The organism is Agromyces sp. P2_B3 (assembly GCF_056404815.1).
Window position 1 is genome coordinate 45299 of sequence record NZ_JBFUDH010000006.1, and the last position, 15330, is coordinate 60628.

9 protein-coding genes are annotated in these 15330 nt (G+C 71.7%); all 9 read right to left on the reverse strand.

The genetic code is table 11. From position 1 onward, the window contains the following. Positions 1 to 48: 48 nt before the first annotated feature. Positions 49 to 6090 carry a pullulanase-type alpha-1,6-glucosidase gene (gene pulA, locus AC1DZA_RS10870; RefSeq protein ID WP_476772768.1) on the reverse strand — a complete coding sequence of 2014 codons (6042 nt, stop codon included), beginning with the start codon at positions 6088 to 6090 and terminating at the stop codon, positions 49 to 51. A gap of 231 nt (positions 6091 to 6321) precedes the next feature. Then, entirely contained in the window at positions 6322 to 6558 is a 237-nt protein-coding gene (locus AC1DZA_RS10875; RefSeq protein WP_476772769.1) for a hypothetical protein, read from the reverse strand. A gap of 138 nt (positions 6559 to 6696) precedes the next feature. Continuing rightward, positions 6697 to 9288, reverse strand: a complete 2592-nt coding sequence (locus tag AC1DZA_RS10880; protein ID WP_476772770.1) for an ATP-binding protein — start codon at positions 9286 to 9288, stop codon at positions 6697 to 6699. Positions 9289 to 9367: 79 nt separating this feature from the next. Then, positions 9368 to 10375 (reverse strand): c-type cytochrome biogenesis protein CcsB, encoded by a 1008-nt coding sequence (gene ccsB / locus AC1DZA_RS10885; RefSeq protein WP_476772863.1) that lies wholly within the window; start codon positions 10373 to 10375, stop codon positions 9368 to 9370. Positions 10376 to 10426: 51 nt separating this feature from the next. Next, entirely contained in the window at positions 10427 to 12184 is a 1758-nt protein-coding gene (resB, locus tag AC1DZA_RS10890) for a cytochrome c biogenesis protein ResB (protein ID WP_476772864.1), read from the reverse strand. A gap of 10 nt (positions 12185 to 12194) precedes the next feature. Next, a complete protein-coding gene (locus tag AC1DZA_RS10895; protein ID WP_476772771.1) occupies positions 12195 to 12950 on the reverse strand; it encodes a cytochrome c biogenesis CcdA family protein in 756 nt (251 codons plus the stop codon). Positions 12951 to 12963: 13 nt separating this feature from the next. After that, positions 12964 to 13584, reverse strand: coding sequence for a TlpA family protein disulfide reductase (locus AC1DZA_RS10900; RefSeq protein WP_476772772.1), 621 nt, complete (start codon positions 13582 to 13584; stop codon positions 12964 to 12966). An 11-nt stretch (positions 13585 to 13595) separates the two neighbouring features. Further along, positions 13596 to 14240 (reverse strand): histidine phosphatase family protein, encoded by a 645-nt coding sequence (locus AC1DZA_RS10905; protein ID WP_476772773.1) that lies wholly within the window; start codon positions 14238 to 14240, stop codon positions 13596 to 13598. Positions 14241 to 14341: 101 nt separating this feature from the next. Next, complete coding sequence (locus AC1DZA_RS10910) at positions 14342 to 15298, reverse strand: Dyp-type peroxidase (RefSeq protein WP_476772774.1); 957 nt, start codon at positions 15296 to 15298, stop codon at positions 14342 to 14344. Positions 15299 to 15330 lie beyond the last annotated feature (32 nt).

Consider the following 15330-nt stretch of genomic DNA (forward strand, 5'->3'; position numbering starts at 1 on the left):
GGCGCCGCCGCGGAGATCCGCAGCGACGCCCCTCGGCGCGTCAGCCGGCTACCAGAGGATCAGCGGCACCGGGAACGAGCCCGAGTCCGCGAAGCCCTCGCCGCCGTCGAACGACGCCCGGATGACGTGCACGCCTGCCGACAGCTTCGGCAGCTTCACCGAGAAGCGGCCGCGGTCCTTCGCCGTGAGCTCCAGGGTGGCGAGCACCTTCGAGCCGTCGGTGATGGTGACCGTGCCCGCGGGCTTCGACCCGTCGGCGGCGAGCACCGCGCCGACGTAGTGCACCGCCGAGCCCGCCTTCGCGAGCAGCTTGTTCGGCGCGCCGACCGTGAACGTGGCGACCGCGGGCGGAGCCTGCTCGTCGACCAGCACCGCGACCGAACGGGCCGGCACGGTGACCGCGCCGCTCGCGGCATCCCACGTCGTGCTCTTCACGACCGCGTCGGAGCCGTTCGCCTGCGCCTCGGTGAGGGCGAAGTCGCGGCCTGCGAGTCCGTCGACCTGCTCGGTGATCGCCTCGGGCGACGAGTTGAACACCACGAGGGCGCCGTCGAGCTCGGGGTCGACGTCGTCGCCCACCAGGTCGTCGATCTTCATCACGATGAGGCCGGGCGTGGCGCCGGGGCCGCTGTTCGGGAAGCTCACCTTCTCGTCGATGAGCTCCGCCGAGCCGAGCTGCAGCAGGTCGACCTCGTCACGCACCCGCAGCAGGTCGAGGGCGGATGCCTCGGCCGTCGCGATGTCGGCCGCGGCCGGCTTGAGCGCCGGGTTCGCGAGCAGCGGCTCCATGATGGGCCACTTCTCACCGTTGTCGGCCTCGTTCGGCAGGCCCGACCCGAAGGTCGACTCCTGGCCGGTCCAGTCGATGCGGTTGAACCAGTCGCCCGAGTTGTAGCTGTTGCGGTCGAGAGACTTCGAGCGCAGCAGCTCGGTGCCGGCGTGCCAGAACGACGGCGACTGCGACAGGGTGACCGTGGCGAGCTCGAGGGTGTTCATGCGCACTCGGTCGGCCATCGACGTGTCCGTCGGCAGCTTGAACACCGAGAGGTCGTAGAGCGTCTCGTTGTCGTGCGCGTCGACGTAGTTGATGACCTCGTCGGGCTGGTCGGCGTAGCCGGCCGGCGAACCCCGGTAGTCGAGCTCGTCACCGCGCACGGTCTCACCCGCGGCATCCGTCAGCTCGTAGCCGCGGAGGTTGCCGGCGAGGCCCAGCTTCACGAGGTCGGTCTGGTGCCCGAGGTCGGCGAGCTGGTCGGCCTGCGACGGCGTGCCCGGCTGCCCGTTCGGGTCGGTGCCGAGGCCCGTGCCGTAGCCCTGGATGAACGTCGACGAGCCGTCGACCGGGCTGCCGCCGTGCACGGCGTCGCGCAGCCGGTCGTTGAACGTGCCGATGCCGGTGCCCCCGAGCTGGCCCTGCGTGGCCTGCTCGAACAGCGCGTTGTTGGCGACCTCGCCGAAGTTCCAGCCCTCGCCGTAGAGGTAGATCGCCTTGCCGTCGACGCCGTCTGCGGCGAGCGTGAGCTCGTCGAGCGCGGCGCGGATCGCGAGCATGTTCTCCTTCGAGTGGTGACCCATGAGGTCGAAGCGGAAGCCGTCGACCTTGTACTCCTTGGCCCACAGCACCACGGAGTCGACCATGAGCTTCTCGGCGACCTCGTGCTCGGTGGCGATGTTCTGGCAGCAGGTCGAGGTCTCGACGTTGCCCACCTTGTTGAGCCGCTGGTAGTAGCCGGGCACGATCTTGTCGAGCACCGACTTCTCGCCTTGGCCGGATGCCGCGGCGTGGTTGTACACCTCGTCGAGCACGACCTGCAGGCCGGTGGCGTGCAGCGCGCCGACCATCTCGCGGAACTCCTCGACGCGGGCGCCACCGTTCGCGTCCACCGCGTAGGAGCCCTCGGGCGCCTGGAAGTGGAACGGGTCGTAGCCCCAGTTGAAGCCGTCGAGGTCGCGGATCGACTCGAGGCACGCCTGCTGCTCGGTCGACGCCGGACCGTACGACGCGAGGTCGCACGCGGGGGTCGCCTGCGCGGCCCGGTTCTCCTCGATCGTGGCGATGTCGAACGTCGGCAGCAGGTGCACGGTGTTGATGCCCGCGTCAGCGAGCTGCTTGAGCTGCGCGGTCCCCGCCGAGTCGCGGGTGAAGGCGCGGTACGTGCCGCGCTCCTCCGCCGGCACCGTCTCGTCGGTGATGGAGAAGTCGCGCACGTGCAGCTCGTAGATCGCACGGTCGACGGGCCGCTCCACGACCGGCGCGGGCGTCTCGGCCCACTGCTTCGGCGCCAGCGCGGCGTCGTCGAGGTCGACGACCACCGTGCGCGCCGAGTTGGTGGTGAGCGCCACGGAGTAGGGGTCGGTGACCGAGTTCGTCTCGATGGCACCGGTCGTCGGCGCGTACACGTCGACCGACCAGCGGTACTCGTCGCCCACGTCGACGCCGTCGACGCTCCACGTGCCGTCGGCCGGGTCGAACTCGGCCGGCACGAGCACCGGGTCGCCGGTGGCGCCCGACTCCCAGACCTGCGCCGACACCGACTGTGCGGTCGGGGCCCACAGCGTGAGCTCCGCCTCGTCGCCCGCGACGGTCGCGCCGAGCGGCGTGGACGCCAGGGCGTCAGCGTAGAGGTCGTCGAGCACGCCGGGCACCTGCACGCCGGTGAACGCGCTGAGCGCGTCATCCGTCACCTGGGCCACCGCGAGCTGCTCGGTGAGGAGCTGCTGCACGTCGACGCGGTCGAGGCCCTCGGGGTGCAGGGCCACGTAGCCCTCGAGCGCTGGGAACTTCGCCAGCTGCGCGTCGGAGAGGCCCGCCGGGTCGACCGTGAGCTCGATCGGCTCACCGCCGCCCGTGACCGCACCCTCCGCGACCGCGAGCGCGGCGTCGGCCGAGTGCTCGAGCGTCCACGTCGCGTCCGCAGCGGATGCCCCGCCGAGGAACTCCGCCGGCCACGCGAGCGTGTCCTCGCTCACCCAGTGCGCGCGCGACTCGCCCGTTCCCGCGAGCGGCGGGTCGGTGACGACGATCTCGAGCACGTGCGTCGCGAGCGTGTAGCGGAACTCGACGAGCTTGCCCGCCGTCGCCGTGAACGTGTAGTTCGCGCCGCCCGGTGCGCCGCCGACGCCGTAGTTCTCGTCCCAGCTGCGGTTGTGCGCGACCTTCACCTCGTAGGACCCGTCGTCGAGGTCATCGGTCGCGAAGGTGTAGACGCCGTCCTTGTCGCCGTCCTGCATGAGCGAGGCGAGGCAGTCGGGCTGCCAGTCGCCGGGGCATCCGATCTGCGACTGGAAGTTGCCCGGCAGGGTCACGACAGGGCCTTCGGCCGTCGAGGAGACGACCTTCGTGTCGGGGTTCCAGAAGAACGTGATCGGTCCGCCGGCGTGCGTGTAGGTGACGTTGCCGCCGTTCGGCTCGCCGTTCGCCCCGTAGTTGAGGTCCCAGCTGCCGTTGAGCGCGACCTTGTACTCGTAGTCGCCCGCGGGCAGGTCGAAGGTGCCGGCGTAGATGCCGTCGGCGCGGAGCGTGAGCTTCGCGGCCTCGCAGCCGGGGGTCCAGTCGCCGGGGCAGCCCATCTCCGAGTTGTGCGAACCGGGCACCGTGACCAGGTCGATCGGCTGCTCGGGCTGCTCCTCCTCGACGAGGTTGACGGCGTTGCCGACCGAGGCGTACGTGCTCGCCGCCGAGCGGTGGCCCGCGGCATCCGTCGACACCGCGCGGTACTCGAGCAGCGTGCCGTTCGCGAGGCCGGCCGTGTCGTGGAAGACGCGGGGGCTCGTGTCCTCGGCGGTGCCGAGCGCGTGCCAGTCGTCGGAGCCGGCCACGCGCCAGGCGAAGCTCGTCTCCTGCCAGGTCGCGTCGTCGACGTCGGCGACGACCGGGGCGATGCCCGAGACCCCGGCGCCCGCAGCGGGGGTCGAGACCGAGATGGCGGATGCCGCGTCGGGCGCGCTGACCGTGCGGTCGGCCTTCAGCACCACGGTGCCGAGCGCCGGCACGGTGACGGATGCCACGCCGTCGGCGTTCGCGGTGACGGGCGAGGCGTCGCCGTAGAGCACCTCGAACGCGCCGTCCTTCGTCAGGGTGGGCACGTCGACCGTCTTCGCGACGTTCGAGTTGTTCGACGCGACCAGGTACTCGACCTTCTCGGTGCGGTCGACCCGCGAGAACGCGTAGACGCCCGCGCCGTTGTCGACGTAGCGCTCGATCTGGGCGCCGGTCGACAGCGCCGGGTTGGTCGCGCGCAGGTTGGCGAGCGCCGCGATGTGCTCGTACATCGGCGCGTCGGTCGCGAGGTGCGCTCCCGCGCCGAACGTCTCGCCCGTGACGAGCGGCTGGTTCTGGTACTCGGCGACCTGGGTCGGGAAGAGGGTCTGGCGTGCGCTCTGGTCGCCGCCGGTGCCCGCGAAGCCCTGCTCGTCCCCGTAGTAGACGACGGGCTGGCCGCGCGTGAGGAAGAGCAGCTCGTGGGCGAGCTCGTCACGCTGCAGCGGGGCATCCGACGACTGCAGGAAGTAGCCGACGCGCCCCATGTCGTGGTTGCCGAGGAAGGTCGGCAGGGCCGTGGCCGACGAGTCGGGCGTCGTGTAGTAGTCGTCGCCCGCGAAGAGGGACTGCAGGTTCTTGGCCGAGTTGCCGGCCGCGAAGCTCACGGCCTGCGACTGGAAGGTGAAGTCGAGCACCGAGTTCATGTCGGTCTTGCGCACGTAGGGGCTGAGCTTCTGCGGGTCGGCGTCGTAGACCTCGCCGAACATGAAGAAGTCGGGCTTGCCGTGGTCGTGCGCGTAGTCGAGCACCTGCGTCGACCACTGCTCCCAGAACTCGAAGTTCACGTGCTTGGCGGTGTCGATGCGGAAGCCGTCGATGCCGAGGTCGATCCAGTCGTCGTACACGTCGACGAAGCCGTTGACGACGGTGGGGTGCTCGGTCATCAGGTCGTCGAGGCCGACGAAGTCGCCGAACGTGACCGACTCGCCCTCCCACGTGGAGTCGCCGCGGTTGTGGTACAGCGTCGGGTCGTTGAGCCAGGCCGGCACCTTGAGGTCGGCGTCTGCGGGGGCGACCGTCGGCGTGTACGGGAAGCTCGTGTCGGCGTCGAGGGCCGGGAAGGCCGGATCGCCCGCGCCGGCGTAGTCGCCCGGGACGAAGGCGTTGCCGTCGGCGTCGCGGTAGGGGCTCGTCGCCTGGTCGATGTAGGAGTGCTCGCCCTCCTCGTAGTCGATGACGTCGGCCGTGTGGTTCGTGATGATGTCGAAGTAGACCTTGATGCCCTTGGCGTGCGCCTCAGCGATGAGCGCCTCGAGCTCGGCGTTCGTGCCGAGGTGCGGGTCGATCTGGGTGAAGTCGGTGACCCAGTAGCCGTGGTAGCCGGCGCTCGCGTCGGCGCCCTCGCCCTGCACCGGGCGGTTCTTGAAGCTCGGCGTGAGCCAGAGGGCCGTCGTGCCGAGTCCGTCGATGTAGTCGAGCTGCGACCGCAGGCCGGCGAGATCGCCGCCGTTGTAGAAGCCCTTCGCGGTCGGGTCGTATCCGGTGGTGAGCCGGTCGCCCGTGAGGCCGCCCTGGTCGTTCGCGGCGTCGCCGTTCTGGAAGCGGTCGGTCATGACGAAGTAGAACTGCTCGTCGCTGCCGGGCTGGCGCACGGGGGCGGCGACCAGATCGGCGTCGGCTGCCTCGTCGTAGGCGCCGCGCAGGCCGGTGGCCTCGAGGCCCACGCGCTTCAGGGTGTCGTCGAACACCACCCGCACCGGGGTGTCGCCCTCGACCGTCAGCGGGATGTTGTCGTTGCCGCCGTTCAGGCCGTAGGACTCGTCCCAGGCGTCGTTCACGGCGACCTTGTACTCGTAGGAGCCGGCCGGGATCGTGAACTCGGCGGCGTACACCCCGGGCGTGCCGGTCGGGATGAGCTCCGTCTCGGCGCAGTCGGGCTTCCAGTCGTCGGCGCAGCCGAGCTCCGACTGCAGGCTGCCCACGAGGGCGAACGTGCGGGGCTCCTCGGCCGCGGCCGCGAGGCCCGGTACGAAGACGATGGCGGATGCCGCGAGGGCCCCCGTGACTGCTGCAGCGAACCAACCGCGGGCGCGCACCCGTTGCGTCATCCTTGACTCCCGATTCCCGGCACGACCGCGTGCCACCGACTTGGAGCCGACCGTAGCAGCGCGAGGCGAGTTAATGCAAGCGCTTGCATTATTGCGAGGCGCCGGATGTCACTGGCAGCCGCACGCCCGCCATCTCAGGTGTCTTCGCGGGCCTGCCGGTGGAAACGCTCTCAACCGGTGGCCCTCGTTCGCGGGACGCGTCGGCGCGGGCCTACCGGTGGAGCGCAGCCGTCACAGCAGGCGCCCGAGCGCCACTGCCCGGAACCGCTCCTCGCGCAGCTGGGCAGCCACGAGCCGCCGCTCGTGCAGTTCGGCGAGCTCGTCGCGGGTGGGTGCGGCGTGGCGCTGCTCGGCGCTGCGGCTCCACGCGAGGAGCGCGAGGCCACTGCGACGCGAGATGCGCCGGAGCAGCGTGTCGGGTCCGGCGGGGCGGACGATGCCTGCGGTGCCGATGACTGCGGTGTTCATGATGACCCCTCGATCCGTTGGTCGCGGCCCGATCCCGGGCACATTCCAGTTCTACGGCGAGGAGGTGGGCCGGCTCGTCGGCGACGACTACCGAGATCGGCTGCGGCGGCTACCGAGATCTTCCGGCGCGTGCTGCGATCAAGCCGAGAGGAGGCCGAGTTCGCGGGCCGCGCGCACGGCGTCCTGCCGGCTCTGCACGCCGAGCTTCGCCAGCACCGCGGCGACGTGGCTGTCCACCGTGCGCACCGAGACGACGAGCCGGTCGGCGATCTCCGCGTTCGTGAGGCCTTCGGCGAGGAGCTCGAGCACCCCGACCTGGCGATCGGTCAGTCCCTCGGGGTTGCGCCGGGTCACGCTCGAGGGTCCACGCGGAATGCTCCGCACGCCGCGGGCTCGGAGGTCGGCGCGCACCCGGCGCGCGAGCGGCGCCGCGCCCAGACGGTCGAGGATCACGAGCGCGTCGAGGAGGTCGGCCTCGTCGGGGCTCTCGGCGAGCGCCGCGGCCTCGTGGTACGGGGCGCCGGCCTCGTGCCACAGGTCGGCCGCGCGGCGCCAGTCGCCGCGTGCCTGCACGGCGAACGGGTGTCCGTCGTCGGGCGACACCTCCACCTCGTCGCCCGCGCGCCGCAGCAGATACGCCAGCTCGGCCCGGAGCGCGCTGGCGTTCCGGCGGTCGGCCTCGTCGAACTCGGGACGGGCGATCGCGCGGGCGGCCGCCGCATCACCGCGGAGCAGGGCCGCCTCGGCCCGCGCGGCCGCGACGGGGCCGCGACGCTGCAGCTCGGCCAGTTCGTCGGCGAGCCGCCGCGCCTCGTCGAGTGCCACGTCGGCGCCCTCGTCGCCGTCGGCGCCGCGCCGCAGGCGGGCCGTGCCGGCGACGGTCAGCGCGACGCAACGGGCGTGCGGGGCATCCGGAACCGGTTCGACCGACGCCAGGGCGTCATCCCATCGGGCCCGCGCCAGGTCGAGCCGCCCCTGCTCCATGCGCTGGTAGGTGACGAAGCCGATGAACTCCGCCCGCTCGGTGAGCTCCATCGCACGCGCGAGGTGCAGCTCGGCGAGGTCGAGCCGGTAGTGGTCGAGCAGGCCCCAGACGAGGTTCACGTAGGCGCGTGCCGCATCCTCCATGTCGTCGACCGCCTGCGCGACATCGGCGGCCTCGACGAGCTCATCGATGCCCCGCTCGTCGGCGCGGAACATCAGCGCGGTGCCGTGGTTGTTCAGCGCGTGCGAGAGCACGGCGCGATCGCCGGTCTCGCGAGCGATCGCGATCGCCCGATCGGCGAGCTCCATGGCGCGCTCGGAGTCGTGCATGAGCAGCGCGAGCTGCGACTCGTTGCTGAGCGCCATGGCGAGCAGGCCCGGGTCGCCGGCGTCGGCCAGCACGGCGGATGCCTCGCGAGCCGACTGCTCGGCGTCGGCTCGACGGCCGGCGAACCACTGGAAGCGCGAGAGCCAGCGCAGGCTCGCCCCGAGCCGCCGGGGATCGCCGAGCCGGCGTCGCAACGCGATGACCTGGGATTGCGTTGTCATCGCGTCGTCCGCCGCTCCGACGGTGTACGCCTCGATCGCGTACTCCTCCGAGAGGTCGGCGCGTTCGGCCGGGTCGAAGCGGTCGGCGTGGTCGAGGGCGGCGCGGTAGTGCGCCGTGGCCTGGCGGTGCGCGCCCGACGCGGCGGCGTCCCTGGCCGCCCGCGGCGCCCATTCGACGACCGCCCCGACGTCGCCCGCGGCCATCGCGTGGTGCACGAGCCGGGCGGGGTCGGCGACCCCCGAGGCCACGAGCGCGGCGAGCACCCGACGCTCGAGCTCGATGCGGCGTGAGGCCGGCAGCGCGTCGACGACCGCGCGTCGGGTCAGCTCGTGGCGGAACCGCACCCCGTCGGCGCTCACCGCGAGGAGTCCGCCCTCCTCGGCGGCCCGGAGCGCCCCCTCGGACCCCGGCACGAGCCGCGCGAGCAGGTCTCGGTCGACCGCGAAGGGCACGACGGCGAGCTGCTCCACGTGGTCCTGCGTCGCGGCATCGAGGCGCCGCAGGCGGCCCGTCACGGCGTCGACCACCGTCGGGGGCACGCGCGCCTCGTCGGCGGAGGCGATGAGCTCGGTCACGAAGTAGGGGTTGCCCTCGGTCATCCGGTAGACCCGCTGGGCGTCGAGTCCGCTGTCGGCGGTGAGCGCGCCCACGGCGGCGGCCGACAGGTGGGCGAGCGCGATGCGGTCGACGCGGTCGCCGTGCCCGAGGTCGCCGAGGAGGCGGCTCAGGGGGTGGTCGCGGTCGAGCTCGTCGCGGTACGTGAGCACGAGCACCGCCGGCAGGTCGTCGATGCGGCGGGCGAGGAACCGCAGCACGTCGAGGGTGGCCTCGTCGGCCCAGTGCACGTCCTCGACGATGAGCGCCGTGCCGCCGGGGGCGGCGAGCTCGTCGCGCAGCGCGGCATAGACCTCCTCGCGGTCGCCGGCGCGCAGGGCCTCCCCGAGGCGCGGTCCCACCGACGGCGCGAGATCCCGCAGCGGACCGAGCGTGCGTGGCGTGGACATCGCGTCGCACGACCCGACGAGGACCCGGGCGCCGCCAGGGGGATCGGCCCGAAGCGCGGCCACGAGCGTCGACTTCCCGATCCCGGCCTCGCCGTGGAGCAGCACGACGCGGCCGCGCCCGGCCGTCGCCTCCCGCACGGCCGCGCGCAGCTCATCGAGCTCGGTCTCGCGTTCGAGCAGGGAACTGCGCACAGGGCGAGCATGCCCGCCGCGGGCGCGCGCTGCAACCGGACGCGCCCTGAGACGCACGTGACTCAGCGCCGCGATCGGATCAGAGGCCCGAGTATGCGTGCAGTCCCTTGAAGAACAGGTTCACCACGGTGAAGTTGAACAGCACCGTCGAGAAGCCGATGATCGCGAGCCACGCCGATCGCGAGCCACGCCAGCCGCGGGTCGCCCGCGCGTGGATGTACCCGGCGTAGACCACCCAGATGATGAAGGTCCACACCTCCTTGGTGTCCCAGCCCCAGTACCGGCCCCACGCCGCCTCGGCCCAGATCGCGCCGGCCATCAGCGTGAACGTCCACAGGATGAAGCCGATGATGATGACGCGGTAGGCGAGGTTCTCGAGGGTCGCCGAGTCGGGCAGCGTCGCGAGGAAGTTCTGCTTGACGGCCTTGGCGGATGCCGCGAACGACTCGCGTCGCGCCTGCATGAGCTGCACGACCGAGAGCGCGAAGCCCAGCGCGAGGAATCCGACCGCCGACGTCGCCACGAACACGTGGATCACGAGCCAGGCCGACTGCAGTGCCGGCGGCAGGGGCACGACGCTGACGTAGAAGTTCACGGTCGCGATGCCGAGCAGCACGAGCACGAGGCCGGTCACGAAGGTGCCGAGGAAGCGCAGGTCGTGCTTCGCGACGACGAGCACGAGCAGGTAGACCGTGGTGATGACGAGCGTGCCGGTGAGCGCGAACTCGTACATGTTCGCCCAGGGCACCCGGCCCGCGGCAAGGCCACGGGTCACGTCGGCCGCGAGGTGCAGCAGCCATGCCACCACCGTCATGGCGACGGCAACCCGCAGCGCGGGCGAACGGCCCCAGGCGACGGATGCCCCGCGCGCGGGCGGTGCGGCCACGAGCGTGTCCGCGCCTCCGCCGGTCGCTGCGGTGCCGACGGTCGCTGCCGCGCCGGCGGTGCCGGCTTCGGCAGCCGCCTCGGCCACAGGCGCCGATGCCACGACGGCCGCCTTCGCGTCATCCGCCGCCTTCGTCGCGGCCGCGGACCGACGCGCGAGGTCGATCGCGTAGGCGATGAACGCGATCGCGTACACGGCCATGGCCGAGTACACGAGGATGATGGAGATCTCGTCGAGCGTCACTGTTCTACCTTACGTCGAAGGATTGGCGCGGTCATCGGCGGATTCGCCGTCTGGCGCCGACTCGGGCCCTGCCTCGACCACGGGCGTCGCCGCCGCGGCATCCGTCGTCGCACCCGCGTGCGCGTTCGCGAACGAGGCCACCGCCTCCTCGAGGCCCGGGTCCTCGCCGCGCGCGAGGCCGGCGTACTCGAGCACCACCGCGCCGTCGCGGCGGCGCACGGCCTTGACCCACATGCGGCGACGCGGCACGAAGAGCGACACGAGCAGGCCCGCGATGATGAGCACCGCGAACACGAGCACCCAGCCCTGCGACGGGTCGTCGTGGATGTCGAAGCTCGCGAACCGGCTGACGCTGTGCGAGTAGTCGCCCTCGGCGGCATCGGGGTCGCCACCTGCTTCGGCAGACACATCCTCGAAGGTGACGGACCCGAGGCCGTTCGGCAGCTCCACGGTCTCGCCCGGCATGAGCTCGATCGACTCGACGCCGGTCGCGCCGCCCGTGAGCTGCTCCATGCTCGACGGGTCGAGCGTGTACACGGAGGTCGGCTCGCCGCCGTCGATGCCGAGGTCGCCCTGGTAGACGTTCAGCGTCAGCACCGGGTAGATGAGGTCGGGGTAGTTCGACGTGAACGCCCCAGAGGCGAGCGTCTCCTGCGTCGGGTAGAAGAAGCCGACCATGCCGAGCTGCTCCTCGAGGCCGTCGGGCACCTTGACGACGCCGATCGACGTGAGGTTGGCGTCCTGCGGCAGGAACGGCACCGCGTCGGTGAACACGACCTCGCCCTGCGGGTCGCGCACCGTGATGGTGGGGGCATATCCGTTGCCGAGCAGGTAGACGTCGGTGCCGTGCACACGCAGCGGCTGGTTCACCTTGACGACGCCCGGCGTCGACTCGCCGCCCTGGGCCTGCACCGACACGTGCGCGGTGAAGTCGATCGGCTGTCCGATCGCGTCCTGGTTGCGCGTCTCGTACACGGCGTCGAGCTCCTCGAGCGAGAGCTTGTACGGGTCGAGGGTGCCGTCGTCGAAGAAGCGGCCCGGGTTGAACGAGTCGTACGCCGCGAGCGTGTTCACGAACGACTGGCCTTCGACGACCACGCGCTGTCCCGAGAAGCCGAAGCCGCCGCCGATGCCGACGGCCACCAGCACGCCGAGCAGCGCGGTGTGGAAGACGAGGTTGCCGGTCTCGCGCAGGTACCCGCGTTCGGCCGACACGGATGCCTCGCCGCGCAGGTCGTAGCGCTCGACCCGGTAGCCGGCGCGCTTCAGCTCGGCCGCCGCGCGGTCGACCGCGGCATCCGGCGTCTCACCCGTCGGCAGCGGCCGCTCGGTGAAGCCCGCGAGCCGCGAGAGTCGCACGGGCGTGCGCGGCGGGCGGGCGCGCAGCGCGTCGAAGTGGTGCTTCGTGCGCGGGATGACGCAGCCGATGAGCGACACGAAGAGCAGCAGGTACACGGCCGAGAACCACGCCGACGTGTACACGTCGAACATCTGGAACCGGTCGAGCACTGGCGCGAGGCCCGGGTTGTCGGCGAAGTACTGGGTCACGCCGTTCGGGTCGCTCGAGCGCTGCGGCACGAGCGAGCCGGGCACCGCGGCGATCGCGAGCAGCAGGAGCAGCAGCAGGGCCGTGCGCATGCTCGTGAGCTGCCGCCACGCGAAGCGCAGCCAGCCGACGAAGCCCAGTTTCGGCTGGGTGACGGATGCCGCGTCCGACGATTCGGCATCGCGCTGGGGGGCGTCGATGTGGTCGTCGGGCCGCGACAGCGCGTCGGGGTCAGATCGCGGGGACAAAGCCGGTGATCACCGCCTGCAGTTCGTACATCCAGATGGTCCAGAGGCCCGACACCATGAGCAGGCCGATCGCGATGAGCAGCGATCCGCCGATGATGTTGATGGTGCGGATGTGGCGGCGGAAGAACGCGAGCGAGCCCGTCACCCAGCCGAAGCCGAGCGCGACGAGCAGGAACGGGATGCCGAGGCCCAGGCAGTACGCGAGCCCGAGCAGCAGCGCACGGCCGGCCGACGCCGAGTCGGCGCTGAGCGTGAGCACGACCGCGAGGGTCGGGCCGATGCACGGGGTCCAGCCGAGGCCGAACACGATGCCGAGCAGCGGCGCCCCCGCGAGGCCCGTGGCCGGCCGCCACGACGGCTTGAAGGTGCGCTGCAGGAACGTGAACTGGCCGATGAACACGAGGCCCATGACGATGAGCACCACGCCGAGGGCCCGGGTGATCACGTCGCCGTAGGCGTTGAACCACGCTCCCGCGACGCCGGCGAGCAGGTTGAACGTGACGAACACGACCGTGAATCCGGCGATGAACAGCAGCACGCCGAGGATGAGCCGCCGACGGTTGCGTCGTTCTTCGGAGGCGACGGCCGAGGCATCCGTGAACCCGCCGAGGTAGCCGAGGTAGCCGGGCACCAGCGGCAGCACGCACGGCGAGAGAAACGAGACGAGCCCTGCGGCGAGCGCGATCGGCACGGCTGCGAGCAGCTGCCCGTTCAGCACGATGTCGCCGACGCCGCCCACGCTGCCGCCGCCCCTAGGCCTGCTCGGCCAGGAGGCCGTCGACGATCGACTCGAGGATCGACGCGTCGGTGAGCTGGCCGAGGATGCGCGCAGCGACCCGGCCCTCGCGGTCGAGCACGATCGTGGTCGGCACCGCGGCCGGGGGCACCGGACCGGCGAACGCGAGCTGCGCCGAGCCCGACTCGACGTCGAGGATCGACGGGTAGGTCACGCCGTACTTCTTCTCGAACGAGGCCGCGGTGCCCGCCTGGTCGCGCACGTTGACGCCCACGAAGGTCACGCCCGAGTCGGCGGTGTCGGCGTCGCTCGCGAAGCCCTGCGACACGTCCTCGAGGATCGGCGCCTCCACGCGGCACGGCGCGCAGCCGGCGTACCAGAAGTTCACGACCGTCACGTCGCCGAGCGTGTCGGCCGAGTCGAAGCTCGCGCCCTCGACCGTCTCGCCCGAGAACGCGATCGGCTCACCCCGCTGGTCGGCCGCGTACTCCGAAATGGTGCCGTCGCCGGCGATGTAGTTCTTGCCGCTGCCCTCGCGGTACTGGTCGGCGAGCGGGTCGCTCGTGCACCCCGTGAGCAGCAGGGCGGATGCCGCGGCGAACGCGGCGAGGATCGTGAGCCCGGCACGGGGCTGCATCCGGCGCCGCATCACACCGCCCCCACGTCGCTGGCGTTCGCGGAGAGGCGGCGGGCCGGGTCACGGTAGCCGACCTCGACGAAGGACGCGCCGCGGCGCTCGAACGTGGTGATGCTCGACAGCGCGCAGCGGCGTCGCCGGGGGTCGTGCGCCAGCGACTTGCCCGCGACCCGACGGTGCACCATCCAGATGGGCAGCTGGTGGCTCACGATCACGGCGTCCCCGCCGTCGGTCGCCCTCCAGGCGTCATCCATGGCGTGCAGCATGCGCCGGGCGATCGAGCCGAACGGCTCGCCCCAGCTCGGCTCCCACGGGTTCACGAGGAAGGCCCAGTTGCGGACGTCGCGCAGTGCGCTGTCTCGGCCGCTCATGCGCTTGCCCTCGAACCGGTTCTCGGGCTCGATCACCCGGTCGTCGAGGGCGGCCTCGAGCTCGAAGACGCGGCCGATCGGCTCCGCCGACTGCTGCGTGCGTTGCAGCGGGGAGGAGAGCAGGGCGCCGATCGCTCGGCCGCGCGAGGCGAGGTCGTCGGCGGCGAGCTGCGCCATCTCGTGGCCGAGGCTCGAGAGGCCGTAGCCGGGGAGTCGGCCGTAGAGCACGCCCTGGGGGTTGAACACCTCGCCATGGCGCACGAGATGGATCTGCTCGGCCGGCACGGTCTCCAGTCTAGAGAGAGGTTCCCTTTGAATCCGCCGAGGGTCGGGCCCTCGTGGGCCACCGCGCGGCCGTCGGGTCGACCGCCGCTCCGGCCGCCGTCTCACGCCTCGTCGGCGAGCGCCTCGAGCAGGTGCAGTGGCGGCACGAAGAAGGTCGCCCCGGTGACGGCGGTCGAGACGTCGAGGATGCGGTCGTGGAGGCCGGGCGGGTCGCCCAGGAACATCCGCTGCAGCATCCGCTCGATGACCCAGAGCCGACGCGAGTACCCGATGAAGTACGTGCCGAACTCACCGGCCGCGGGGCTGCCGAAGGGCATGTTGTCGCGCAGGATCTCGAGCTCGTTGCCCTCGTCGTCGGTGATCGTGGTGAGTGTCTTGTGCGCCCGCTGCGGCTCGGTGTCATCGAGCTCCAGGTTGTCGGCCTTGCGGCGGCCGATCACCGCCTCCTGCTGCTCGGTGGTCATCGCGTTCCACGCCGTGAGGTCGTGCAGGTACTTCTGCACGACCACGTAGCTGCCGCCCGCGAACGCCGGATCCTCGTCGCCGATGAGCGTCGCGTCGGCCATTCCCGCGCCGCTCGGGTTCGCGGTGCCGTCGACGAAGCCCAGCAGGTCGCGCGCGTCGAAGTAGCGGAACCCCTGCACCTCGTCGGCGACCGTCACCGCGCCGCCGAGCTGCTCGAGCAGGAGCCGCTCGAACTCGAAGCAGAGGTCCGCGCGATCGGCGCGGATGTGGAAGAGCAGGTCGCCCGGAGTCGAGGGGGCCGTATGCGCACCGCCCGTGATCGCCGTGAACGGCCGCAGCTCGGCGGGGCGCACCGTCTGCCCGAGACGCTGCCACGCCGACGCGCCGATGCCGACGACGCACGAGAGGTTCGCGGCCAGGTCGCGGAATCCGACCGTCTTGGCGAGGTCGTCGAGACCCGAGACCACGTCGCGGACGGTCGCCAGGTCGCCCGGCTCGAGGCCGATCACGACCGTGAGGAAGACCGCCGACTGCGACAGCGGCGCGTCGACCTTCTGGGCATCGATCGGAACCCTGCGGTCCGTGTCCTCCACCGGCGAACCCCCTCCCGCTGCGGCATCCGCTC